Annotated in this window: 22 protein-coding genes and 1 tRNA gene; 13 read left to right on the top strand and 10 right to left on the bottom strand. The window is 66.9% G+C overall.

Going from position 1 to position 22,532, the window contains the following annotated elements; all coding sequences use genetic code 11:
* Nucleotides 1-18: 18 nt before the first annotated feature.
* A tRNA-Leu gene (locus tag V5734_RS08600) sits at nt 19-103 on the bottom strand.
* A 169-nt stretch (nt 104-272) separates the two neighbouring features.
* Between V5734_RS08600 and V5734_RS08595 the strand changes: the two genes are divergently transcribed.
* A complete protein-coding gene (locus tag V5734_RS08595; RefSeq protein ID WP_347313090.1) occupies nt 273-779 on the top strand; it encodes a Hint domain-containing protein in 507 nt (168 codons plus the stop codon).
* A gap of 65 nt (nt 780-844) precedes the next feature.
* Here the strand turns inward: V5734_RS08595 and V5734_RS08590 are convergent, their stop codons facing one another.
* Nucleotides 845-2,566 (bottom strand): NAD(P)H-hydrate epimerase, encoded by a 1,722-nt coding sequence (locus V5734_RS08590; protein ID WP_347313089.1) that lies wholly within the window; start codon nt 2,564-2,566, stop codon nt 845-847.
* A gap of 181 nt (nt 2,567-2,747) precedes the next feature.
* On the opposite strand from V5734_RS08590, the gene V5734_RS08585 reads away from it, so the two are divergent.
* The 3 genes from V5734_RS08585 (at nt 2,748) to V5734_RS08575 (ending at nt 5,639) form a co-directional block, all read left to right on the top strand.
* Nucleotides 2,748-3,086, top strand: a complete 339-nt coding sequence (locus V5734_RS08585) for a P-II family nitrogen regulator (protein WP_347313088.1) — start codon at nt 2,748-2,750, stop codon at nt 3,084-3,086.
* A 78-nt stretch (nt 3,087-3,164) separates the two neighbouring features.
* Entirely contained in the window at nt 3,165-4,571 is a 1,407-nt protein-coding gene (gene glnA / locus V5734_RS08580; RefSeq protein ID WP_347313087.1) for a type I glutamate--ammonia ligase, read from the top strand.
* Nucleotides 4,572-4,772: 201 nt separating this feature from the next.
* Nucleotides 4,773-5,639: an NAD(P)-dependent oxidoreductase gene (locus tag V5734_RS08575; RefSeq protein ID WP_347313086.1), complete on the top strand. Its 867-nt coding sequence runs from the start codon at nt 4,773-4,775 to the stop codon at nt 5,637-5,639.
* Here the strand turns inward: V5734_RS08575 and V5734_RS08570 are convergent.
* Nucleotides 5,636-6,418, bottom strand: a complete 783-nt coding sequence (locus tag V5734_RS08570; protein ID WP_347313085.1) for a heme-dependent oxidative N-demethylase family protein — start codon at nt 6,416-6,418, stop codon at nt 5,636-5,638. The two genes, V5734_RS08575 and V5734_RS08570, sit on opposite strands and share 4 nt — an antisense overlap.
* Nucleotides 6,419-6,538: 120 nt before the next feature.
* Between V5734_RS08570 and dddP the strand changes: the two genes are divergently transcribed.
* Together dddP and V5734_RS08560 are read left to right on the top strand one after the other, a co-directional pair.
* Nucleotides 6,539-7,879 carry a dimethylsulfonioproprionate lyase DddP gene (gene dddP / locus V5734_RS08565; RefSeq protein ID WP_347313084.1) on the top strand — a complete coding sequence of 447 codons (1,341 nt, stop codon included), beginning with the start codon at nt 6,539-6,541 and terminating at the stop codon, nt 7,877-7,879.
* A 141-nt stretch (nt 7,880-8,020) separates the two neighbouring features.
* Entirely contained in the window at nt 8,021-9,244 is a 1,224-nt protein-coding gene (locus V5734_RS08560) for a bifunctional alpha/beta hydrolase/OsmC family protein (RefSeq protein WP_347313083.1), read from the top strand.
* On the opposite strand, the gene V5734_RS08555 is transcribed toward V5734_RS08560, so the two are convergent.
* Complete coding sequence (locus tag V5734_RS08555; protein ID WP_347313082.1) at nt 9,226-9,633, bottom strand: DUF6314 family protein; 408 nt, start codon at nt 9,631-9,633, stop codon at nt 9,226-9,228. The genes V5734_RS08560 and V5734_RS08555 overlap by 19 nt on opposite strands.
* A 147-nt stretch (nt 9,634-9,780) precedes the next feature.
* Between V5734_RS08555 and V5734_RS08550 the strand changes: the two genes are divergently transcribed.
* From V5734_RS08550 to V5734_RS08525, 6 genes are all read left to right on the top strand, one after another.
* Nucleotides 9,781-10,755, top strand: a complete 975-nt coding sequence (locus V5734_RS08550; protein ID WP_347313081.1) for a glycosyltransferase family 2 protein — start codon at nt 9,781-9,783, stop codon at nt 10,753-10,755.
* 108 nt (nt 10,756-10,863) lie between these two features.
* A complete protein-coding gene (gene purB / locus V5734_RS08545) occupies nt 10,864-12,168 on the top strand; it encodes an adenylosuccinate lyase (protein WP_347313080.1) in 1,305 nt (434 codons plus the stop codon).
* A 109-nt stretch (nt 12,169-12,277) separates the two neighbouring features.
* The gene (locus V5734_RS08540) at nt 12,278-12,442 is read left to right on the top strand and encodes an adenylosuccinate lyase (RefSeq protein WP_347313079.1); all 165 of its coding nucleotides are present in this window, start codon (nt 12,278-12,280) and stop codon (nt 12,440-12,442) included.
* Nucleotides 12,443-12,523: 81 nt separating this feature from the next.
* Nucleotides 12,524-12,667 (top strand): hypothetical protein, encoded by a 144-nt coding sequence (locus tag V5734_RS08535; RefSeq protein WP_347313078.1) that lies wholly within the window; start codon nt 12,524-12,526, stop codon nt 12,665-12,667.
* Complete coding sequence (locus V5734_RS08530; protein ID WP_347313077.1) at nt 12,658-13,596, top strand: flagellar motor switch protein FliG; 939 nt, start codon at nt 12,658-12,660, stop codon at nt 13,594-13,596. Before V5734_RS08535 ends, V5734_RS08530 begins: the two co-directional genes overlap by 10 nt.
* A gap of 186 nt (nt 13,597-13,782) precedes the next feature.
* The gene (locus V5734_RS08525) at nt 13,783-14,673 is read left to right on the top strand and encodes a lysophospholipid acyltransferase family protein (protein WP_347313076.1); all 891 of its coding nucleotides are present in this window, start codon (nt 13,783-13,785) and stop codon (nt 14,671-14,673) included.
* Between the two features lie 45 nt (nt 14,674-14,718).
* On the opposite strand, the gene V5734_RS08520 is transcribed toward V5734_RS08525, so the two are convergent.
* Both V5734_RS08520 and V5734_RS08515 read right to left on the bottom strand, forming a co-directional pair.
* Nucleotides 14,719-16,110 carry a coniferyl aldehyde dehydrogenase gene (locus V5734_RS08520; protein WP_347313075.1) on the bottom strand — a complete coding sequence of 464 codons (1,392 nt, stop codon included), beginning with the start codon at nt 16,108-16,110 and terminating at the stop codon, nt 14,719-14,721.
* An 88-nt stretch (nt 16,111-16,198) separates the two neighbouring features.
* Complete coding sequence (locus tag V5734_RS08515; RefSeq protein WP_347313074.1) at nt 16,199-16,906, bottom strand: DUF1223 domain-containing protein; 708 nt, start codon at nt 16,904-16,906, stop codon at nt 16,199-16,201.
* Between the two features lie 217 nt (nt 16,907-17,123).
* Between V5734_RS08515 and acnA the strand changes: the two genes are divergently transcribed.
* Nucleotides 17,124-19,874, top strand: a complete 2,751-nt coding sequence (gene acnA, locus V5734_RS08510) for an aconitate hydratase AcnA (protein WP_347313073.1) — start codon at nt 17,124-17,126, stop codon at nt 19,872-19,874.
* A 487-nt stretch (nt 19,875-20,361) separates the two neighbouring features.
* On the opposite strand, the gene V5734_RS08505 is transcribed toward acnA, so the two are convergent.
* From V5734_RS08505 to ccmB, 4 genes are read right to left on the bottom strand one after another with little or no spacing between them, the layout of a single operon-like run.
* Complete coding sequence (locus V5734_RS08505) at nt 20,362-20,901, bottom strand: DsbE family thiol:disulfide interchange protein (RefSeq protein WP_347313072.1); 540 nt, start codon at nt 20,899-20,901, stop codon at nt 20,362-20,364.
* The gene (gene ccmD / locus V5734_RS08500; protein WP_347313071.1) at nt 20,894-21,049 is read right to left on the bottom strand and encodes a heme exporter protein CcmD; all 156 of its coding nucleotides are present in this window, start codon (nt 21,047-21,049) and stop codon (nt 20,894-20,896) included. Before ccmD ends, V5734_RS08505 begins: the two co-directional genes overlap by 8 nt.
* Nucleotides 21,049-21,777 carry a heme ABC transporter permease gene (locus tag V5734_RS08495; protein WP_347313070.1) on the bottom strand — a complete coding sequence of 243 codons (729 nt, stop codon included), beginning with the start codon at nt 21,775-21,777 and terminating at the stop codon, nt 21,049-21,051. Before V5734_RS08495 ends, ccmD begins: the two co-directional genes overlap by 1 nt.
* A gap of 56 nt (nt 21,778-21,833) precedes the next feature.
* Nucleotides 21,834-22,490 carry a heme exporter protein CcmB gene (gene ccmB, locus V5734_RS08490; RefSeq protein WP_347313069.1) on the bottom strand — a complete coding sequence of 219 codons (657 nt, stop codon included), beginning with the start codon at nt 22,488-22,490 and terminating at the stop codon, nt 21,834-21,836.
* Nucleotides 22,491-22,532: the final 42 nt, after the last annotated feature.

Raw genomic sequence — 22,532 nt, 5'->3', positions numbered from 1 at the left:
CCTTCGTCCTTTTCCTCGTGGTGCGGGTGGAGGGACTTGAACCCCCACGCCTTGCGGCGCCAGAACCTAAATCTGGTGCGTCTGCCAATTTCGCCACACCCGCAATGCCTGAGAGCGGCCCCTTTTGCGACCGCTCCCGAAATCCGCGCCGTTCTAGCAAGAGTCGTCCAGCGATGCGAGCGCAAAAACGCGCCCCACAAAATGCTCGCGTGAAACGCATTCTTGACATAATCTGGAAGAAAAATACGAGGCAGCACATATAGGGGGTCCCCATGTCCTACGCGACGAAGGGGCATGTGATCGGGCAGGATTGCTCCGACACGCGCCAGACGACAAAGGTCCGCGGCATCGCGGCCGGAACGGTCATCCTGACACTCGACGGCGCCTTGCCGGTGGAATTCCTGAACCCCGGCGACCGCATCATCACCCGCGAGGGGATGCGCGTCGTGCGCGAGGTGCGCGTCAGCCGCTATTCCGGCGCCGCGATCCGCGTCAGCGCCGGCGCGCTCGGCCATGACCGGCCCGAGCAAGACCTTGTCCTGCCGGAAGAAACTCCGATCCTGATCCGCGACTGGCGGGCCGAGGCGCTCTTCGGAACGGCGCAGGCGCTGGTGCCGATCGCACGGATCGCCGACGGCGAATTCATCGCGCCGGCATCGGTTCTCTCGATGCGGCTTTACGACCTCCGGTTCGACACGCCGCAGGTGGTTTATGCCGAAGGGCTGGAACTGGCCTGCGAGGCGGTCGAGGTCGCAGACGCGAAGATCGCCGCCGAATAGTCCCGGTCGGAAAACGGCGGATGCCTCCGGTGGGAGTATTTTCGAACAGAAGAAGACGGGTCGCGTCAGAGGCCGAGATCGCGGAAGACCGCGGGCAATTGCTCGGGCAAGTCCTCCGCGATGAGGCCGGGGCCGAATTTCAGGGCGCATTCGACATGGAGCCAGGCGGCGGTTTCGGCCGCCTGCATCGGCGCGAAGCCGCGCGCGAGAAGCCCCGCGATGAAGCCCGCGAGAACGTCGCCTGAGCCTGCGGTCGCCAGCCACGGGGCGGCCCGGTCGTAATGGGCGGAGTTGATCGCGCAGCGGCCCGAGGGGTCGGCGATCACCGTATCCGGCCCTTTGTAGAGGACCACGCAGCCCGCCCGTTTCGCTGCCTCGCGGGTCGCGTCCACCTTGGAATAGGCGGGGCCTTTCGTGGCCGGGGCGGTGAGTTTCTCCGCGATGTCGGGAAAGAGGCGCGCGAATTCGCCGGCGTGGGGCGTCAGGATACATCTTTCGTGGAGTGCCCCTAAGAGGTCAGGCTCGCGGGAAAGGATCGTCAGCGCGTCGGCGTCGAGGACGAGGGACCGCCCGGCCGCACGCCGGGCAACGCCCGACCCTCCCCCCAGGAGGGCGCTTCTCGCCCCCCCGGGGTCGGGCGCCGTCCGTTGGTCTTTTGCACCCAGCGCCGCCGCGACCAGCGCCACCTCGCGCTCCCCGGTCCCGAGCCCCGGCCCGAGGCAAAGCGCATTGATCCGGGGATCCTCCAGCGCCTCCGCTAATGCCTCCGCATCCGCCACCGGCCGCAGCATCACCGCATCAAGCCGCGCGGCATTCTCCGTCAGCGCCTCGGGCGGGCAACCCACAGTGACGAGCCCCGCCCCGATCCGGAGCGCCCCCCGCGCGGCGAGACGGGCAGCGCCGCCGCGCCCCGCGCCGCCGGAGAGGATCAGGGCATGGCCATGGGTGTACTTGTGGGCATGGCGCTTCGGATAGATAGCGAAGGATAAGAGCATCCCGTTCCGCCGGTCCTCCACTAGCTTCTCGCAGCAGACAAGCCGTTGGCGCGGCGGTCGAGTCACCATATGGCGTGGATTGCCTGTCGGTGTGGGCTGAAGCTCGCGCCAGCGGCGCACGCCGATGTCCGTGATACGTATGCGCCCGCAGCACTCGGGACCGTCGGCAACAAAGTGTCCGACCTTGGGGCTGTCAAATGTAACGGTCAGCGCGGCGCGAGGTCGTGCCCAACCACCAATCAGCATCTTTCCGCTGTCGAGGCACAGTCCAGAAGGCGCATCGACGGCGACAAGCCTTGGGTAACTGTCCCCACCGAAGCCGCCGAGATGCCGCAGCAGACTTCCCAGGTCACCCTCTGGCGGACGGGTCAGGCCGGTCCCGAAGATCGCATCGATATAGAGGTCTGCAAAGGCATTGCCGTGTACCGGATGGCGCGCCCGGAATGCCTTTTCAGTAAGGGCTTTCACCTCCCCAAACCTACACCACCGCTCATAGTTCACCCGCGCATCCGGCGGCAGTTTTTCGGGGTCGCCGTAGAGGAACACCTCCACCTCCCAGCCCCACTCCTTCAGGAGCCGCGCCACCACGAACCCGTCGCCGCCGTTGTTGCCGGGACCGCAGAGCACTACCGCCCGGTGGGAGGTCTTCGCCAGCTCCGGCCATTCCTCGAAGATCGCCTCGACCACGCCGCGCCCGGCGCGTTCCATCAGTTCGAGGCCGGTGACCTCGCCTGAGGCGATCGCGGCCTCTTCGATGGCGCGCATCTGGGCCGCGGTGAGGAGTTCGGTCATGGCTCTGCCCCCGGAGTTCTCAAATTGCTCTGCCTACGGGCAAGATGCACAAATTTTGGGCAGATGCGCCGGAATCCCCAACGCACGCGGCCCGCGCCCAGCCTAGCCAATTGTTCCCGCCCCGCGAAAGTGGTGACAGGGGCCAACTCGCATGAAATTGCCCCGGGGGGAGTCGCGGCCCATGAAGAAGATCGAAGCCATCATCAAGCCCTTCAAGCTCGACGAGGTGAAGGAGGCCCTTCAGGAGGTCGGCGTACAGGGCCTCTCGGTCATCGAGGTCAAGGGCTTCGGCCGCCAGAAGGGCCATACCGAGCTTTATCGCGGCGCCGAATATGTCGTCGATTTCCTCCCCAAGGTGAAGATCGAGGTCGTGCTGTCCGACGACATGGTCGAGGAGGCGATCGAGGCCATCGTCTCGGCCGCGCGCACCGACAAGATCGGCGATGGCAAGATCTTCGTCTCGCCTGTCGAGCAGGTCATCCGCATCCGCACCGGCGAGACCGGCGAGGACGCGATCTGATAGCCCGGACGGCCAGACCGGGGGATACCGCGCCTGCCCGCCCGACACCGAAACACGCCAATCAAAAGGACAAATGAGATGAGCGCCAAGGACGTTCTCAAGCTGATCAAGGACGAGGAGGTCGAATATGTCGACGTCCGCTTCACCGATCCGCGCGGCAAGCTGCAGCACGTGACGCTGATCGTCGACATCATCGACGAGGATTTCTTCGAGGAAGGCTTCATGTTCGACGGCTCGTCGATCGCCGGCTGGAAGTCGATCGACCAGTCCGACATGAAGCTGATCCCGGACACGTCCTCGGTCTATATCGACCCGTTCTACGCGGAAAAGACCCTCTGCGTGCACTGCAATGTGGTCGAGCCGGATACCGGCGAACCCTATAGCCGCGACCCGCGCGGCACGGCGGCCAAGGCCGAGGCCTACCTCAAGGCGTCCGGGATCGGCGATACCTCCTATTTCGGGCCCGAGGCCGAGTTCTTCATCTTCGACGACGTCCGCTACTCGGTGAAGATGAACAAGGTCTCGTTCGAGGTCGACGCGGTTGACGCGGCGTGGAACAGCGACACCGAATACGAGATGGGCAACTCCGGCCACCGTCCGGGCGTGAAGGGCGGCTACTTCCCGGTCAACCCGACCGACGCGGCGCAGGACCTGCGCGGCGAGATGCTCTCGACCATGAAGCGGATGGGCATGAAGGTCGACAAGCATCACCACGAAGTCGCCTCGTGCCAGCACGAGCTTGGCATGATCTTCGGCGGTCTCGTCGAGCAGGCCGACAACATCCAGAAGTACAAGTACGTGATCCACAACGTGGCCCACGCCTATGGCAAGTCGGTGACCTTCATGCCGAAGCCGATCAAGGGCGACAACGGCACCGGCATGCACGTCAACATGTCGATCTGGAAAGGCGGCAAGCCCTTATTCGCCGGCGACAAATATGCCGATCTCAGCCAGGAAGCGCTTTATTTCATCGGCGGCATCCTCAAGCACGCCAAGGCGCTGAACGCGATCACCAACCCCTCGACGAACTCCTACAAGCGCCTGATCCCGGGCTTCGAAGCGCCGGTTCTGCGCGCCTACTCCGCCCGCAACCGCTCGGGCTGTGTGCGGATCCCGTGGACCGAAAGCCCGAAGGCCAAGCGCGTCGAGGCCCGCTTCCCCGACCCGTCGGCGAACCCGTACCTCGCCTTCGCCGCGCTTTTGATGGCCGGCCTCGACGGCATCAAGAACAAGATCGATCCGGGCCCCGCTTCGGACAAGGATCTTTACGACCTGCCGCCGGAGGAACTGGCCGAAATCCCGACCGTCTGCGGCTCGCTGCGCGAGGCGCTGGAGGCTCTGGAAGCCGACCACGACTTCCTTCTGGCGGGCGACGTCTTCACCAAGGACCAGCTCGAAGGCTACATGGCGCTGAAGTGGGAAGAGGTCTACGCCTACGAGCACACGCCGCACCCGATCGAGTATCAGCTCTATTACAGCTGCTGATATCGCCGGAAAGACCTCGAAAGGGCGCCTTCGGGCGCCCTTTCACGTTTGCCGGCCCACAACGCAGAGGGCGGGTGACGCCCCCCTCGAAATGCCACGCCGATCCGCCCCGCTGCTCCGGTCACGGCCTGCCGCGGGCACTGGCCCTACGAGAATCCGGCCGCTAGATTTCCGTCCGCAGGGAAACGACGGAGGTTGGACATGGCGGAACGGATCGGGGTCATCGGGCTGGGACGCATGGGACGGGCGATTGCCGCCGGCCTCGCCGGGGCGGGCTTCGATACCACCGGCTGGAACCGCTCACCCGTTGACCCGTCCGAAGTCTCCGTGCCGCTTGCGCCCGACCTCGCTTCCCTGGTGGTCGCGAGCGACATCGTGATCCTGTCACTCTTCGACGACATCGCCGTGACCGAGGTGATGGAGAAACTCCTTACCCTCGATCTTTCCGGCAAGCTGATTGCCGACACCTCGACGGTCCGGCCCGAGACCCTGCGCGGCTTTGCCGCCCGCCTCGGCACTACGGGCGCCTGCGCCGTCGATGCGCCAATTTCGGGCGGGCCGGAGATGGTGGCAGCGCGGACCGCCGGCATGTTCCTCGGCGGCGCCGAGGCCGATATCGACCGCTTCCGCCCGGCGGCCGGGGCAATCGCCGGTGCGGTTCGCGCCGTTGGCCCGCTGGGCGCCGGCGTCGCCGCGAAGATCGCGAACAACATCCTCCTCGCCGGTTCGTTGCAGGCGCTGAAAGAGGCGGTCCAGACCGGCCTCGCCGCCGGGCTCGATCTGCGAACGCTCGTGACGTTTCTCAGTGAAGGTCCTGCGGCGAACGGGTTCTTTCGCGCCCGTCTGCCGGAAATTCTCGGCGACAGCGAGCGGGTTGGCTTCCCCGTTGCCGGCGCCCTGAAGGACATTGATCTTTTTCTCGACGTGGCGGGCCGCCTCGGCGTCAATGCTCCGGCGACGGCCGCGGCGAAAGCCAGCTTCGAGGCCGTGGCGGACAAGGGCTTCGCCGAACAGGACGTGGCGATGGTGATCCGCGACGTCTGGCAAACCGGCCACCGCGACGTCTAGGCGACGCCGCAATCCTCAAGCGCAGCCCGCGCCGCCTCCGGCAACGCCTCCACCGCGACCACGTAGGTATGGATCGAGAACACGACCGCCCCGGTTTCCGGCAACCTGAGCAGGCATTGCCGCTCGCAGCGGATATAGGGCGCGGGTCCGGCGGGCCTCGGGCGCGGATCGCCCTCGCGCCGGGGCTGGAAAAGGTCGGCCGTCATGTAGCGGTTGTAGTTCATCCGCCAGAGCGGGCGTTCGGGGCGGATCGCATCGAAGAGCCGCTGCACCCGGGGCGCGAGGCCCGCATCGTAGTCCCGGACCGGCACGTGGATGCGGACAAGCGGGTGTCCGATCTTCTCGGCCAGCGTCCAGGAGGCCGGGAAACAGAGGACCGCCCCGGTCAGCACATGCTCCCCTTCCCCGCCCGGCTCCATCAGGCACAGATCCTCCTGCACCAATCGCCCGAGCGTCCGCAAAGGCGGTTCCGGATCGAGGGCGACGGTGACGCCGTCGGGCCGCACGACCTCGGAAGACGAGACACGAAAGCCAAGCCCCGGCAGATCGGCCAGAACGGTGCGGTAAAGCTCCGCCGCCGCCGGAACGGCCCCCGCGGTCAGCGCAAGCACGTCGGAGGGCCGGTCCGCGATCAGCCGGTCACGGACGGCCATCTGCCCGGCATAGGCTTCGTCCACCCGCAACCAGTCGGCAGGGTCGAGCGGCAGGATGCCGGGCAGCCGCGCAAGTCGCGGGTCCATCCAGGGATAGGCGGGCAATCGGGTCTGAAGCACGGTCATGGCCGGGACGCTAGTGCGGCGCCCGGAAAAGGAAAAGTCGGAAAGGAACGTGGCGCGCGTCGGGAACGGGCAGGATTTGCGCTGGAGGCCACGGGAAGCTGGCCGCAGACGGAGGCCCCCATGACACAGCATTACAGCGACACCCGCAAGATCGACCCGACCAAGGGCGCGACCCTGCCCGACGGCAGCCCGAACGACAACAACCGGATCGAGATCGGCCCGACCCAGCTTGCCTTCCGGGAATGGGAAGCGGCGGGGCTGACCCTGCCGAACCTCGCCCGGATGCGGGAATTCCGCTGGAAGCGGCTCACGCAAGCCATCGTCGATCGCGGCTGGGGTGGCCTTCTGATGTTCGATCCCCTGAACATCCGCTACGCGACCGACACCACGAACATGCAGCTCTGGAACACCCACAACCCGTTCCGCGCGGTCCTGCTCTGCGCCGACGGCTACATGGTGATCTGGGACTACAAGAACTCGCCCTTCCTCGCCGACTACAATCCCCTGGTCCGCGAAAGCCGGTCCGGCGCGTCGATGTTCTACTTCTCGACCGGCGACAGGGGGCACCATGTCGCGTCGGCCTTCGTGTCCGAGGTCGATGAGCTGATGCGCGCCCATGCCGGCACCAACCGCCGGCTCGGTGTCGACAAGATCATGGTGCAGGGCCTGCGCGCCCTCGAACGCGCGGGCTTCACCGTCGAGGAAGGCGAGGAATGCACGGAGAAGACGCGCGCCATCAAGGGGCCGGACGAGATCCTCGCGATGCGCTGCGCCCATGATGCCTGCGAGAAATCCATCGCCGCGATGGAGAAAGCCTGCCGCGAAGGCGTGCCGCAGGGCAACATGAGCGAGGACGACGTCTGGGCGGTCCTGCACGCCGAGAACATCAAGCGCGGCGGCGAGTGGATCGAGACGCGGCTTCTGGCCTCCGGCCCCCGCACCAATCCCTGGTTCCAGGAATGCGGCCCCCGGATCATCCAGCCGAACGAGATCGTCGCCTTCGACACCGACCTCATAGGCTCCTACGGGATCTGCATCGACATTTCGCGCACCTGGTGGGTGGGCGACGCCAGGCCGACCAACTCCATGATCTACGCCATGCGCCACGCGCATGAGCACATCATGACGAACATGGAGATGCTGAAACCCGGCGTCAGCATCAGGGAACTTGTTTTCGGCGGTCACACGCTAGACGAACAGTTCCAGAAGCTGAAATACGGCTGCAAGATGCATGGTGTCGGCCTTTGCGACGAATGGCCCTCGGTCGATTATCCCGACCAGTGGCACGACGGCGCCTTCGACTACGAGATCGAGCCCGGAATGGTCCTGTGCGTCGAGGCGCTGGTCTCGCCGGACGGCGGCGATTTCTCGATCAAGCTCGAGGATCAGGTCCTGATCACCGAGACGGGCTACGAGAACCTCACGACCTATCCGTTCGACGCCGCCCTGATGGGCCGCTAGGGCGGGCGGGCCCCCGCGATGCCGAAGCGTGGCGCCCGCGCTCACCATCGCGTGACGCGGGCGTAACCTTCGTTGCCCCCGTGGCGAGGCGAACCCAGATCGAGGGTTCAAGCCACGCCGCCACCGCCGAGGAGGACCGCAATGGCCACCGAACGCATCACCTTTCCGGGCCATTCCGGCGCCGAATTGTCGGCCCGGCTCGACCTGCCCGAGGGCCCGCACCTGGCGACCGCGCTCTTTGCCCATTGCTTCACTTGCGGCAAGGACATCGTGGCGGCCCGCCGCATCGCCGCGCGTCTGGCGGCGATGGGCTTCGCGGTGCTGCGCTTCGATTTCACCGGGCTCGGCCAGAGCGAGGGCGATTTCGCCGAAACCGGCTTTCTTTCCAATGTCGATGACCTGATTGCCGCCGCCAAATGGCTTGAGGGTCAGAAGTTGCCCCCCACGCTCCTCATCGGCCATTCGCTGGGCGGGGCGGCGGTCTTGAAGGCGGCCGCGGGGATCGCATCGGTTCGCGCCGTCGTCACCATCGGTGCGCCCTTCGATCCCGGCCATGTCACCCGGAACTTCGCCGGCGCCCTCGACCGGATCGCGGCCGAGGGCGCGACCGAGGTCGATCTCGGCGGCCGCCCGGTCCGTATCGGCCGCGCGCTTGTGCGGGACGTGGCGGCCGAAAACCTTGCCCCGGCCATCGCCAGCCTCAAACTCGCGCTTCTCGTCATGCACGCGCCCCGTGACAACATTGTCGGGATCGAGAACGCCACCGAGATCTTCAGGGCCGCGAAACATCCCAAGAGTTTCGTCACCCTCGACGATGCCGACCACCTGATCACACGGCCCGCCGACGCCGATTATGCCGCCGAGGTCATCGCCGCTTGGTCCGCGCGCTATCTGGACCTCAAGCCCCCCGCGCCATCGCCCGGCGCGCCGGAAGGCATCGTGCGCGTGTCCGAGGCCGACCCGGAGGGCTTTCTCCAGAACGTCCAGTCAGGCCCCCTCCACCACGCGCTGTCGGACGAGCCGGAGACCTATGGCGGCACCAATCGCGGCATGTCGCCCTATGGCTTCCTCGCCGCCGGCCTCGGCGCCTGCACGTCGATGACGATCCGCATGTATGCCCGGCGGAAAGGCTGGCCGCTGACCCATGTCCGCGTCGATGTCAGCCACGACAAGGTCCATGCGCAGGACGCCGAAGCCGGCGGGAACCGGATCGACCTTTTCCGGCGCGAGATCACGCTCGAAGGCGGGCTTGACGCGGACCAGCGCGCGCGCCTTCTCGAAATCGCCGACAAATGCCCCGTGCACCGGACGCTTGAGAAAGGTGCCCGTGTCGAAACCCGGCTGGTTCAGGCGGCGGGGCTGTAATCGCTCCACATCGTGTAGTCCTTGCGGGGACCCTTCACGACCCATTCCGCCCGCCAGACCGGCCAGAGGGCGAAATCGTAGCGCACCCGGTAGTCGTCCGGGTCGCACCAGTGCCGCGCGGCCGGCTCGGCGGGGTCGAAGTCATGAAACGGCCTTCCGTCGCCATGCTCCACGACAATCCGGCCCCCGGCCTCGCGCCAGAGATAGTCGCGCACCGCCGTCAGGGCCGGCCCGCCGGCAAGCTGCAAGAGCCCCTCTTCGCGGTAGGCCAATCCCTCCGGCACCGGACGCAGGACGGCTTCCCCCGTAAAACGCGCCTCGCTGCCGGTCAGCCGATCCTCGATCCGCCGCGACAGCGCCCAGCGCCCCTCGAAATCGCTCAGTTGCACGCGCGTCGTCCCGTTCCGCCCGCCTTTTCCTTGCCGGTCAATCTATGCGCCCGCACCCGGCCCGGCAATCCGGCCCTCGCCGATTGCAAAAGCTGTCCCGCCCCCCGATAGTGCCATTCCGGCCCTGCCCCGCTACCGAGAGCGCCCGTGACAACGCCCCGCGCGAAAACCCATCTGATCAGCTGCATCCGGAACGAAGGCCCGTTCCTTCTGGAATTCGTCGCCCACCATCTGGTTCTCGGCTTCGACCGGATCTTCATCGCGGCGAACAACTGCGATGACGGCTCCGGCCGGCTTCTCGCGGCGATGCAGGCCGCGGGCTATGTGACCTATCTTCACCACAGGGTCGCGCCGGGCACGATCCCCCAGCATCAGGGCTACGCGCGCCTGCGTGCCAATCACGATATCGACGGCGCCGACTGGCTCATGATGCTCGACGCCGATGAGTTCCTGAACGTCCATATCGGCGATCATAGCGTCAACGCGCTGGTTGCCGCCGCACCGGACGCGGCCGATATGATCGCACTCAATGCCGCGACCTTCGGCAGCGACGGCATCGCGCATTGGCGTCCCGGCCCGGTCACCGGCATGTTCCTCCACCGCCTGCCGACGCGGAACCGCACCAACGGCGACATCAAGACGCTGACCCGCAATCCGGCCGAATACGGCGCGATCCACAACCATTCGATGGTCCGCTACCGGGGGCCGAAAAAGCTGCTGACGGCGATGCGCGGCGATGGCGGCCTTTTCGACATCAACCCGGGCCGCCCGCTCTGGCAGCAACTCCGGCGCATGCCCGCCGCCGACATCACCCACGACTGGGCGCAGTACAACCACTACGCGGTCAAGACCCCCGATGCCTACCGTCTCCGGCGTCAGCGCGGCCGGGGCGCGGCGCCGGCGGGCGAACCCAACACGCGCCACGACGATGATTATTATGCGCTCCGGGCAGACGCCAACCTTCCCGACAGCACGATCCTCCGCTACGCGCCGGCGCTTGAACGGATGATGGCCGAGATGCTCGCCGACCCCGCGATCCGACGCTGCCAGGAACGGACCGAGCGCATCTTCGCGGACCGCCTCGACCGCTCGGCGCCCGGCCCATCGCGGGATTTCCCCTGAGCCCCGCCAACCGATCACTGCATTCTCTCGCCGCCTTCTTGCCTCCGAACGCGGCCCGGTCTAGGACACGGCCCGCGCACCCCGTCACAACGGAAAGGTCCCGGCCCGATGATCCCCCGCTACTCCCGCCCCGAAATGGTCGCCATCTGGTCGCCCGAGACCAAGTTCCGCATCTGGTACGAGATCGAGGCCCATGCCTGCGACGCGCAGGCGGCGCTCGGCGTGATCCCGAAGGCGAATGCCGAGGCGGTGTGGAAGGCCAGGGACGTCGAGTTCGACGTCGCCCGGATCGACGAGATCGAGGCCGTGACCAAGCACGACGTGATCGCCTTCCTGACACATCTGGCCGAACATATCGGGTCCGATGATGCGCGCTTCGTCCATCAGGGCATGACCTCCTCGGACGTGCTCGACACCACGTTGAACGTCCAGCTCGTCCGCGCCGCCGACATCCTGATGGCCGACATGGACAAGGTGCTCGCCGCGCTGAAGAAGCGCGCCTATGAGCACAAGGACACCGTCCGCATCGGCCGCAGCCACGGCATCCACGCTGAGCCGACGACGATGGGCCTCACCTTCGCCCGCTTCTACGCTGAGATGGACCGCAACAAGAACCGGCTTGAAAAGGCCCGCTGGGAAGTGGCCACGGGCGCGATTTCCGGTGCCGTCGGCACTTTCGCGAACATCGACCCGGCGGTCGAGGAGCATGTCTGCGAGAAACTCGGCCTGCGCCCCGAGCCGATTTCGACGCAAGTGATCCCGCGCGACCGCCACGCGATGTTCTTCGCCACGCTCGGCGTCATCGCGAGCAGCATCGAGAACGTCGCGATCGAGATCCGCCACATGCAGCGCACCGAGGTGCTGGAGGCGGAGGAGTTCTTCTCCCCCGGCCAGAAGGGCTCCTCCGCGATGCCGCACAAGCGCAACCCGGTGCTGACGGAAAACCTCACCGGCCTCGCACGCCTCGTCCGCATGGCGGTGGTGCCCGCGATGGAGAACGTGGCGCTCTGGCACGAGCGCGACATATCACATTCCTCCGTCGAACGCGGCATTGCGCCGGATGCGACGATCACGCTCGATTTCGCGCTGAACCGGCTCGCCGGGGTTATCGAAAAGCTCGTCGTCTACCCCGAGAACATGCTGAAGAACATGAACAAGTTCAAAGGGCTCGTGATGTCGCAGCGGGTCCTTCTGGCGCTGACCCAGGCCGGCGTCAGCCGCGAGGACGCCTACCGCCTCGTGCAGCGCAACGCCATGAAGGTCTGGGAGACAGGCGCCGACTTCAAGACCGAGCTTCTGGCCGATCCCGAGGTCACCGCGGCCCTCTCCCCCGCCGAGATCGAGGAGAAGTTCGACCTCGGCTATCATACCAAGCACGTCGACACGATCTTCGCCCGCGTCTTCGGCAGGTGAGGCCGGAGCGGCACACGATTGCGTGAGTGGCGCGGGCTTGCCCGACGACAGGGTTGCCGCAAGGTCACCCCGGCTGGCACACTTGCCCCGAAGTAGGTTGGAGGATGCCATGAAGATGAAGACGCTTCTCGCCGCACTCGCCCTCGCCGCCGGCCTCGCGCCAGCCCTCGCCCTCGCGCAGGGATGCAGTCACGAGCGGCAGGCCCAGATCAGCTGTGCCGAAGGCCAAAGCTGGGACGCCGCGACGCGCAGTTGCGTGACCGTCGGAAGCTGACCCCTCGGCGCGCGCGCCTTAGCAGCGCCTTAACCGCTTTCTGAGAACCTGCCTCCGGACACCGCCCCGGAGGTCGCGCGAATGACGGCGCTCACGCCCCTGCCCCAGAAACAGCCGCCGCAGAAGGTCGGCCGCCCGCCTGTTGCGGCGGCCGCCATGAACGGACGCAGGAAGGCCGCGATCATCGTGCGGCTTCTGCTCACGGACGGCGGCGAGTGCCGCTGAAAGGACTGCCCGACCACATGCAGGCGGCCCTCACCGAGCAGATCGGCGCCATGCGCAGCGTCGACCGCGCCACGCTCCGCGCCGTGGTGGAGGAGTTCATCGCGCGCCTCGAATCGGTCGGCCTCAGCTTTCCGGGCGGCATCGACGGGGCGCTGAAGATGCTCGACGGGCACATCTCGGCCACCGCTGCCAGCCGCCTCCGCCGCCTTGCCGGCGCCTCCGCCAAGGCCGATCCCTGGGACCGCATCGCGGCTCTCGATCCCGAAAAGCTGCTTCCGGTTCTCACCGAAGAAAGCGTCGAGGTGGGGGCGGTGATGCTGTCCAAGCTCGCCGTCTCGCGCGCCGCCGACCTCCTCGGCCAACTCCCCGGCGACCGCGCGCGCCGCATCGCCTATGCCGTCAGCCAGACCGGAAACATCGACCCCGAGACGGTGCGCCGGATCGGTCTCTCACTGGTGACGCAGCTCGAAGCGCAGCCGGTCCGCGCCTTCGAGACTGATCCCCACGAACGCATCGGCGCGATCCTGAACGTCTCGCCCGCCGCGACACGCGACGACGTGCTGACCGGGCTGACCGAGACCGACGAAGGTTTCGCCGCACGGGTCCGCCGCGCGATCTTCACCTTTGCCGACATCCCGGCCCGGATCCAAGGGCGCGACATCTCCAAGATGATCCGGGGCGTCGACCAGGCCACCCTCGTCACCGCGCTCGCCGGCGCGACCGGAGAGACCGACGCCGCAGCCGCCGAATTCATCCTCGCCAACGTGTCCCAGCGCATGGCGGCCTCGCTCCGCGAGGAGATGGCCGAACGCGGGAAGGTGAAGGAAAAGGACGCCGAAGCCGCGATGACCGCGATCATCGTCGCGGTCCGGGATCTGGAAAGCGCGGGCGAGATCACCATGAGAGAGGCCGAGGACGACGAGGACTAGGCGGGCGCGTCCCGCCCGGCCGCGGCAGCGCCGCCGAGCGGGGCCTCGATGGCCCCCGAGGCGGCCCCGCCCGTCGGGCAAACCGCCCGGACGCGCGCCAAGCTTGTGATCCCCGGCCCCTGCCACTATGTCTGGCCCCCGGAAACGCGGGCCATGCCGGAGCCGCGCGTAAGGCGAACCTCGTCCATGACGGCACCGACCGCGCAGAAACCGACCGCCCCGACCGTCTCCGTCCGCGACCGGCTGACCAACGCCGCCGCCCGCGCGGTGATCGGTCTCGCCCGCGCCCTGCCCTACCGGACACGCGTACCCGTGGCGGGCCGGATCGTGTCCCGCGTCGTCGCACCCCTCGCCGGCTGGCGCCGCCGCATCCGCGACAACCTCGCGCTCGCCTGCCCCGACCTTCCGCCAGCCGAGGTCGAGCGTCTCGTCCGCGCCGTGCCCGACAATGTCGGCCGCACGATGATCGAGCTCTATTCCGGCGCCGAATTCGTCGACCGCGTGCGCGAGCTGCCGCTTCAAGGCGCCGGCGCCGCGGCGCTGGAAGCGGCGCATCGCGACGGCCGCCCGGTGATCCTCGCCACGGGCCATTTCGGCAATTACGACGTCGCCCGCGCCGCCCTGATCGCGCGGGGCTACCGGGTCGGTGGTCTCTATCGGCCGATGAAGAACCCGCTCTTCAACGCCCATTACGTCGACGCGATCTCGCAGATCGGCACACCGCTTTTCCCGCGCGGCAAGAAGGGCATGGGGGAAATGGTGCGATTCCTGAAATCCGGCGGGATGCTCGGGCTCCTGATGGACCAGCACATGCGCCACGGCGTGGCGTTATCCTTCTTCGGCCAGACCGCGCTGACCGCGACCTCCGCCGCCGACCTCGCGCTCAAATACGGCGCCGACGTGATCCCGATCTACGGGGTCCGTCAGCCCGATGGCCTGAGTTTCGAGATCGTCGCCGAAGCGCCGATCCCGCATGGCGACCCCGAAGTCATGACCCAGGCGATCAACGACAGCCTCGAACGGCTGACGCGCCGGCACATGGGCCAGTGGTTCTGGATCCACCGCCGCTGGAAGTGAGCCGCCCCCCGAAAGACCCGGGCTGCTTCGGGCGGGGGTCCCCCCTCACCGCATCATGTAGCGCGCAAGGAGCTTCACGAAGGGACCGCCGGGGCGGCCGAGCGGGATCAGGCTCCGCAGGGGTTCGTCAAAGACACCCCGTGCATGGCTCATCGCCTCGAACCCCTCCCGGCCATGATAGGCGCCCATGCCGCTCGCGCCGATCCCGCCGAAGGGCAGGCTCTCGACGGCATAATGGGTCATCACGCCGTTCACCGTCACATTGCCGCTGATCGTACCGGCGAGAACCGTATCCCGTCCTTCCTTCCCGCCGTAGTAGTAAAGTGCCAGCGGGCGCGGCCCAGCGCGGACATGGGCGATCGCCTCCACAAGGTCGCGGTACCGGAGGATTGGCAGGAGCGGGCCGAAAATCTCCTCTCGCATCACGGCGGTCAAGGCAGCCGCACCGGTGATCAGCGCGGGCGCAACCTGCCGTCCCTCGCCCCCGCCGCCGATCCACGCAACCTTGGCGCCACTCGCCTCGGCCTCCGCGACAAGCGCCCGCAGCCGCCCGGCATGGCGGTCGCTGACGATCGTTGTCATCCCCTGCCCGCCCGCCAAGGTGCGGTTCATCGCGGCGGTCAGCCGGGCCAGGAACCCGTCCGCATCGGCCTCGTGCACCAGCACGTAGTCGGGCGCGATGCAGGTCTGGCCGGCATTGGCGATCTTGCCGAAGGCGATGTCGCGCGCGGCCTTCCCGAAATCCGCGTCGCGGCCGAGGATCACCGGCGACTTGCCGCCCAGCTCCAGCGTCACTGGCACGAGGCTCTCCGCCGCCGCGCGCATCACCTTGCGGCCAACCTCGGTCGATCCGGTAAAGACGAGATGATCGAAGGGCAGTCCCGCGAAGGCAGCCCCGACCTCCGCCCCGCCCGTCACCACCGCGACCTCTTCGGGCGCGAAGCACTCGGCCAGCATCGCGCCCATCGCCCGGGCCGATTCGGGCGCCTGTTCGGAGAGCTTCAGCATCGCCCGGTTCCCGGCCGCGAGCGCCGTCGCCAGCGGCAGGAACGAAAGGCCGAACGGATGGTTCCACGGCGCCATGATCCCCACCACGGCCTTCGGCTGGCGCATCACCCGGGCCCGGCCCGGCCAGAGCGTGAAAGGTACCGGTCGCCGCTCGGGCCGCATCCAGCGGCCGAGATGGCGGCGCATGTGGTTGATCGCCTGCACCACGGGACCGAGGTCGAGGATGATCGTCTCCTCCGCCGGGCGCCGGCCGAAATCGGCGGCGGCGGCGCGGACGAAATCGCCCTTGTGCGCCCGGATCGCCGCCTTGAGCCGTTCAAGGCGTGCCCGTCGGACCGCGAGGTCGGGAATGCCGTCTTTGGCGAAGGCCCGCCTCTGGATCTCAAGGATCGCCGCCAATCCGGTCACGTCCACTTCGCGCCTGTCCATCGTCACGCCCTCCTTCCGCATGGGGAGAGCTAGGGATCGACAAAAGACGAAGTCAACCGGCGGCCAACCGGGACGTTGCGGTAGCGCGTCAGCGAAGGGCCGCGGCGGCAAGAATCGGACCCGGCCCCGGTTCCTGGACGATGACCACGACCGGATCGCCGCCCGGGGCATCGAGATCGAGCGACAGATCCGCGGTTCCGTCCCAGTCACCCACCTGCCGCCAATCGGTGACGATATTGGCGTAATCGAATGTCTTTCCGGCATTCTCGCCGCGCCGGATCGCGACGGTCTCAAGGGGCTTGTAGCGCACGACCTGCACGACAGACCCGCGCGGCAGCGGCGCGCCGGCCCGGGCGCGGACCCGCACCGTGCCGCCGGTCCGGCCAAGGGTCAGCATCACCTTCGCGGGCTTTGCGGCGAAGCGGCGGATCATCGCATCGACCTCGGCCGGGCGGACCCCGACGAGGTGATCCATGCCGCCGACGATCATCTGCGGCGTATAGATCGTCCGCGCGCCCGCGTAGCGGGCATAGGCACGCTGGCGCTTGGTGTATTTGGGATCGGCGAAGCTGTCCTTCCAGCCGATGTAATCCCAGTAGTCCACATGCAGCGACAGCGCGATCACGTCGTCGCGCTGCGCGAGCCCGCTCAGGATCCTGTCCGCCGGCGGACAGGACGAACAGCCCTGCGAGGTGTAAAGCTCCACCACGACCGGGTTGCCGGCGCCCGATTGTGCAAATCCAATTCCAGCCAGGCTGAACCAAAGGCCCAGCGCGGCGCTGATCATCCGGCGCATCTCTTGTGTCCTGTATCCCCTCGTCTTCCCATTCCTAGTGAACCGGATCGCGATTGGCCAATCAAGGTTTTGCGAGTCTCCGCAAGGTGAGCGGGAGCCCCTTGCGGCATATTGTGCACAATGGTATACAACGCCCGCAATTCACTTGAACGCCCCCTGCCCTTGCGGCATTACCCGTGCAAGACAGAGCCCAGCCTCAGCCCGAAGGGAGATCCCGATGCCCATCGTCACCGGACAGGACACCGCCAAGACGCGCAAGACCCTTTCCGCCGGCGGCAAGTCCGTCGCCTATTACTCGATCCCGGCCGCCGAAAAGGCCGGCCTCGGCGAGTTTTCGAAACTCCCCGCCGCGCTCAAGGTCGTCCTTGAAAACATGCTCCGCTTCGAGGATGGCGGGCGCACGGTTTCGGTCGACGACATCAAGGCGTTTTCCGACTGGGGCAAGCAGGGCGGCCAGAACCCGCGCGAGATCGCCTACCGCCCGGCCCGCGTGCTGATGCAGGACTTCACCGGCGTTCCGGCGGTCGTCGACCTTGCCGCGATGCGCGACGGGATCAAGGCGCTTGGCGGCGACGCGCAGAAGATCAACCCGCTGAACCCCGTCGATCTCGTCATCGACCATTCGGTGATGATCGACGAATTCGGCAACCCCCGCGCCTTCCAGGCCAACGTGGACCGCGAATACGAGCGCAACATGGAGCGCTACGTCTTCCTCAAATGGGGTCAGAACGCGTTCGAGAATTTCCGCGTCGTGCCGCCCGGCACCGGCATCTGCCACCAGGTCAACCTCGAATACCTCGCCCAGACGGTCTGGACCGACACTGACCAGGACGGCAACGAAGTCGCCTATCCCGACACCCTCGTCGGCACCGACAGCCACACCACGATGGTCAACGGCCTGGCCGTTCTCGGCTGGGGCGTCGGCGGGATCGAGGCCGAGGCGGCGATGCTCGGCCAGCCGGTCTCGATGCTGATTCCGGAAGTCGTGGGCTTCAAGCTGACCGGCAAGATGGTCGAGGGCACGACCGCGACCGACCTCGTCCTGAAGGTCGTCCAGATGCTCCGCAAGCACGGCGTTGTCGGCAAGTTCGTCGAATTCTACGGGCCGGGCCTTGATCACCTGCCGCTCGCCGACCGGGCGACCATCGCCAACATGGCGCCCGAATACGGCGCGACCTGCGGCTTCTTCCCGATCGACGCCGAGACGCTGCGCTACCTGCGCCAGACCGGCCGGGACGAGGACCGCATCGCGCTGGTCGAGGCCTATGCCAAGGAAAACGGCTTCTGGCGCGGCGCGGATTACGACCCGGTCTACACCTCGACCCTGCACCTCGACATGGCCGAGATCGTCCCGGCCATCTCTGGTCCGAAGCGCCCGCAGGACTACACGCCGCTCAACATGTCGGCCAAGAGCTTCTACAAGGTGGTGAGCGAGTTCCGCGGCGTCGACACGACGGAAGCGGCCAAGGACATGGCGTCCGAGGGCGACACGATGACCGCACCCCACGACGTCCGAAAGTCCGCCGCGGTGGAGGGCGAAGGCTACAAGCTGCGCGACGGTTCGGTCGTGATCGCCTCGATCACCTCCTGCACCAACACCTCGAACCCCTACGTGCTGATCGGCGCCGGGCTTCTGGCCCGCAAGGCGCGCGCGCTTGGCCTGACCCGCAAGCCCTGGGTGAAGACCTCGCTCGCGCCCGGTTCGCAGGTCGTGTCGGAATACCTGAACGCCGCCGGGCTTCAGGAAGATCTCGACGCGCTCGGCTTCAACCTCGTCGGTTACGGCTGTACCACCTGCATCGGCAACTCGGGGCCACTGCAGCCCGAGATCTCGAAGGCGATCAACGAGAATGACCTCGTCGCGGTCTCGGTCCTTTCGGGCAACCGCAACTTCGAGGGGCGCATCAGCCCGGACGTCCGGGCGAACTACCTCGCCTCCCCGCCGCTCGTCGTCGCCTATGCCATCGCGGGCGACATGAACATCGACCTGACGAGCGAACCTCTGGGCACCTCGAAGGACGGCAAGCCGGTCTATCTAAAGGACATCTGGCCCTCGAACAACGAGATCGCCGAACTGATCCACGAGGTCGTCACCCGCGAGGCGTTCCTCAAGAAATACGCCGACGTCTTCAAGGGCGACGCGAAGTGGCAGGGCGTGAAGGTGACGGAGTCGGAAACCTACGACTGGCCGGCGACCTCGACCTATATCCAGAACCCGCCCTACTTCCGGGGCATGGGCAAGGAGAAGGGCGCGATCCGGAATATCGACGGCGCCCGCATCCTCGCCCTTCTCGGCGACATGATCACCACCGACCACATCTCTCCGGCCGGGTCCTTCAAGCCGACGACCCCCGCCGGCAAGTACCTGACCGAGCGGCAGGTCGCGCCGAAGGACTTCAACTCCTACGGCTCGCGCCGGGGCAACCACGAGGTCATGATGCGTGGCACCTTCGCCAACATCCGTATCAAGAACGAGATGCTGGACGGCGTCGAAGGCGGCTACACCAAGGGCCCGGACGGAAGCCAGACCTCGATCTACGACGCCTCGATGGCCTATCAGGAGGCGGGTGTGCCGCTGATCGTGATCGGCGGCATCGAATACGGCGCGGGGTCCTCGCGCGACTGGGCGGCGAAGGGCACCAACCTTCTCGGCGTCAAGGCCGTGATCGCCGAGTCGTTCGAGCGCATCCACCGCTCCAACCTCGTCGGCATGGGCGTGATCCCGTTCGAGTTCACGGGCGGCGACAGCCGCAAGACACTGGGCCTGACGGGCGACGAGGTGATCTCCATCCACGGGCTCGAGGGCGATCTGAAGCCGCTCAGCCTCGTGCCTTGCACGATCAAGTTTGCCGACGGCAGCGAGAAAACCATCGAAATCAAGTGCCGGATCGATACCGAGATCGAGGTCGAGTACGTCGAACATGGCGGCGTGCTGCACTACGTGCTGAGAAACCTCGCCCGCGCCTGATCGGCCAAATGGCGTAACGACAAGAACCCCGCCTTCGGGCGGGGTTTTTCTTTGGCTTTCCGGGAAAACGCCTTCGCCGGGGCGGTCAGACCCGGCCGCGCCCGACTCCTCCACGCCTTCCCGGCACGCGTAGGGGTTGGAAGTCGATTGCCGGCCGGGGAGCCGCGATTCTTCTCGCACGAGTTGTGGTCCGGCACCATTGATCCGGGCTCGGAAATGATCCCGGCGATTTTCCCGCCTTGTCGCGCCTCCGGCGATCAGGGCGATATCAAGGCATTCAAAAATCACCATATTTTACGGGCGATTTGTGAAATGCCGGATTTGCCTGCTTTTTCGCCCACCGCGCACCGGCTATCAACGGCGCATGAGAAAGATCGTTTCAAACCTGCATTTCGCCCCGACCATGCCGCTGGTGGAGGCCGCGGGTCTTCTCATCCTGATCGTCGCTTCGCAATTGCGTTGACGACCTGGCCGTCACGGAGAGCAGCTACTCCGTGGCGGCCGCCTTCATCGCCGGACGTATGTCGCTGTCGAGAACGCGCTCGGTGATCGGGCCGGGGAAGCGAAGGACAACGTTGCCATCGCCGTCGATGACGAAGGTCTCCGGTACGCCGTAAAGCCCCCAGTCGATCCCCATCCGGCCGCTCACGTCGGCGCCGATGGCGGCATAGGGGTTGCCCAGTTCCGCCAGGAACCCCAGCGCCGCCTCGGGCTTGTCCTTGTAATTGACGCCCAGGATCGTCACGCCCTCGGCTTGCAGCTTTTCGAGGTTCGGATGCTCGGCCCGGCACGGCGCGCACCAGCTTGCCCAGAAGTTCACGAGCTTGACCTTGCCGTCGCGGAGGTCGGCGTCGGAAAAGGTCTCCAGATCGCCGAGCGGCGTCACGACGACCGGCGGCGCCTGCTTGCCCGCGAAGGCCGAAGGCAGCGCGTCGGGGTCCTCGCGGTTCATGCCCAACACGAACATCAGCGCAAGGCCGGCGAAGATTGCCGGCGGCAGGATCATCATCGGAGAGATCTTAGCCATTCCGCCCCATCCGCCTTTCCTGCTCCTCGAGCCGGTCGCGCATCTTGGCGCCTTGCCGGAGCGTCATCCACACGAGGCCCAGAAGCAGGACCAGCGTCACGCCGTAGGCGCCCAGAACGGTGCCGGCATATTTCCCGAGTTCCACCATCACGCCATCCTTTCGCGCGCTTCGAGCGCCCGCAGGCGGCGCGAGCGGATTTCGGTCCGCGTCCGCAGGAGGACCAGCGTGACGAACAGGAGCACGAACCCCGCCATCGTGATCCAGAGCGGCCAGGCAAAGACGTCCGCCACATGCTCCTCCTTGTCGAGGGAGAGCGATGCGCCCTGGTGCAGGCCCTGATTCCAGAAGAGGACCGCATAGCGGCTGAGAAGCGCAAAGACCGAACCCACGAGGCAGAGGACCGAGGTCAGGTCGGCCGCCGTGTCGGGATCGTCTACCGCCTCCCAGAGCGCGATATAGCCGAGGTAGAAGAGGAAGAGGATCAGGAACGAGGTCAGCCGCGGATCCCAGGCCCACCAGGTCCCCCACATCGGCTGACCCCAGATCGCCCCGGTGAAAAGCGCGATGAGCGTCATCGTCATGCCGATGGGCGCGGCGGCCTTCGCCGCCAGCACCGAGACGTGGTGGCGGCGGATGAGCCAGATGAGCGAGGTCACGAGCATCATCGCCCAGGCGTTGATCGCCATCATCGCCGACGGGACATGGATATAGATGATCTTGACCGTCGAGCCCTGGCGGAAGTCGTCGGGCGTGAAGAAAAAGCCCCAGACAAGGCCGACGAGCAGCGTCACGACGGCAAGCCCCGTCACCCAGGGCAAGGCCCGGGACGAGGTCTGCATGAACTTCTTCGGGTTGGCGTATTCCCAGATCGACATGGTGGCCTTGCTAAACACTCGGGCGCAGGGGCTCAATACACATAACACGGCGCGCCCTAGCGCAGATTGACGCGGATTGCCGCAGCCGAGGCGAAAGGCAGGATGGCGACGGCACCGGCGGTGATCCCGGCGAGCATGAGAAGCGGGGTCGCGGTGGCGAGCCCCTCGCTGCCGCGCCGCGCCGCCTCGGCCCCGAAGATCAGTGTCGGGATGTAGAGCGGCAGGACGAGCAGCGAGAGCAAGAGCCCGCCGCGCTTCAGCCCGACCGTCAGCGCCGCCCCAAAGGTGCCGATGACCGAGAGCGCGGGCGTGCCGAGCAGGAGCGAGAGGGTGAGCCAGGCGAAGCCGGTCGCGGGCAGATTGAGAAGCACGCCGAGAACTGGTGCCGCGAGGGTCAACGGCAGGCCGGTCGTCAGCCAGTGGGCGAGCGCCTTCACCGCGACCACGCCTTCGAGCGGGATCGGCGCGGTGGCGAGAAGGTCGAGCGAGCCATCCTCGCGGTCGAGCGCGAAGATGCGGTCGAGCGAGAGGAGGCAGGCGAGAAGCGCGCCGACCCAGAGGATGCCGGGGGCGATGCGGGCGAGGATGCCGCCCTCGGGCCCGACGCCGAAGGGGACGAGCACGGTGACGATGAGGAAGAAGGCAAGGCTGAGGCCGAAACCGCCGCCGGCGCGGGTCGCGAGCCGGAGATCGCGGAGCAGGAGCGCTAGCATGGCGGGCGGCCTCCTGCGCGGCGAGCCCCGGGGCGCTGCCCC

Origin of the sequence: Defluviimonas sp. SAOS-178_SWC, assembly GCF_039830135.1 — a bacterium.
Taxonomy (GTDB): Bacteria; Pseudomonadota; Alphaproteobacteria; order Rhodobacterales; family Rhodobacteraceae; genus Albidovulum.
This window is presented reverse-complemented; position numbering and strand designations above follow the sequence as displayed.

Bases quoted from the DNA above. Each gene is read 5' to 3' on its own strand.
- V5734_RS08535 (WP_347313078.1), top strand. From the start codon at position 12,524: ATGACGGCGCTCACGCCCCTGCCCCAGAAACAGCCGCCGCAGAAGGTC.
- V5734_RS08560 (WP_347313083.1), top strand. From the start codon at position 8,021: ATGGCCACCGAACGCATCACCTTTCCGGGCCATTCCGGCGCCGAATTG.
- purB (WP_347313080.1), top strand. From the start codon at position 10,864: ATGATCCCCCGCTACTCCCGCCCCGAAATGGTCGCCATCTGGTCGCCC.
- V5734_RS08540 (WP_347313079.1), top strand. From the start codon at position 12,278: ATGAAGATGAAGACGCTTCTCGCCGCACTCGCCCTCGCCGCCGGCCTC.
- V5734_RS08585 (WP_347313088.1), top strand. From the start codon at position 2,748: ATGAAGAAGATCGAAGCCATCATCAAGCCCTTCAAGCTCGACGAGGTG.
- V5734_RS08520 (WP_347313075.1), bottom strand. From the start codon at position 16,110: ATGGACAGGCGCGAAGTGGACGTGACCGGATTGGCGGCGATCCTTGAG.
- V5734_RS08515 (WP_347313074.1), bottom strand. From the start codon at position 16,906: ATGCGCCGGATGATCAGCGCCGCGCTGGGCCTTTGGTTCAGCCTGGCT.
- ccmB (WP_347313069.1), bottom strand. From the start codon at position 22,490: ATGCTAGCGCTCCTGCTCCGCGATCTCCGGCTCGCGACCCGCGCCGGC.
- V5734_RS08575 (WP_347313086.1), top strand. From the start codon at position 4,773: ATGGCGGAACGGATCGGGGTCATCGGGCTGGGACGCATGGGACGGGCG.
- ccmD (WP_347313071.1), bottom strand. From the start codon at position 21,049: ATGGTGGAACTCGGGAAATATGCCGGCACCGTTCTGGGCGCCTACGGC.
- dddP (WP_347313084.1), top strand. From the start codon at position 6,539: ATGACACAGCATTACAGCGACACCCGCAAGATCGACCCGACCAAGGGC.
- V5734_RS08495 (WP_347313070.1), bottom strand. From the start codon at position 21,777: ATGTCGATCTGGGAATACGCCAACCCGAAGAAGTTCATGCAGACCTCG.
- V5734_RS08525 (WP_347313076.1), top strand. From the start codon at position 13,783: ATGACGGCACCGACCGCGCAGAAACCGACCGCCCCGACCGTCTCCGTC.
- V5734_RS08505 (WP_347313072.1), bottom strand. From the start codon at position 20,901: ATGGCTAAGATCTCTCCGATGATGATCCTGCCGCCGGCAATCTTCGCC.
- glnA (WP_347313087.1), top strand. From the start codon at position 3,165: ATGAGCGCCAAGGACGTTCTCAAGCTGATCAAGGACGAGGAGGTCGAA.
- V5734_RS08570 (WP_347313085.1), bottom strand. From the start codon at position 6,418: ATGACCGTGCTTCAGACCCGATTGCCCGCCTATCCCTGGATGGACCCG.
- V5734_RS08590 (WP_347313089.1), bottom strand. From the start codon at position 2,566: ATGACCGAACTCCTCACCGCGGCCCAGATGCGCGCCATCGAAGAGGCC.
- acnA (WP_347313073.1), top strand. From the start codon at position 17,124: ATGCCCATCGTCACCGGACAGGACACCGCCAAGACGCGCAAGACCCTT.
- V5734_RS08595 (WP_347313090.1), top strand. From the start codon at position 273: ATGTCCTACGCGACGAAGGGGCATGTGATCGGGCAGGATTGCTCCGAC.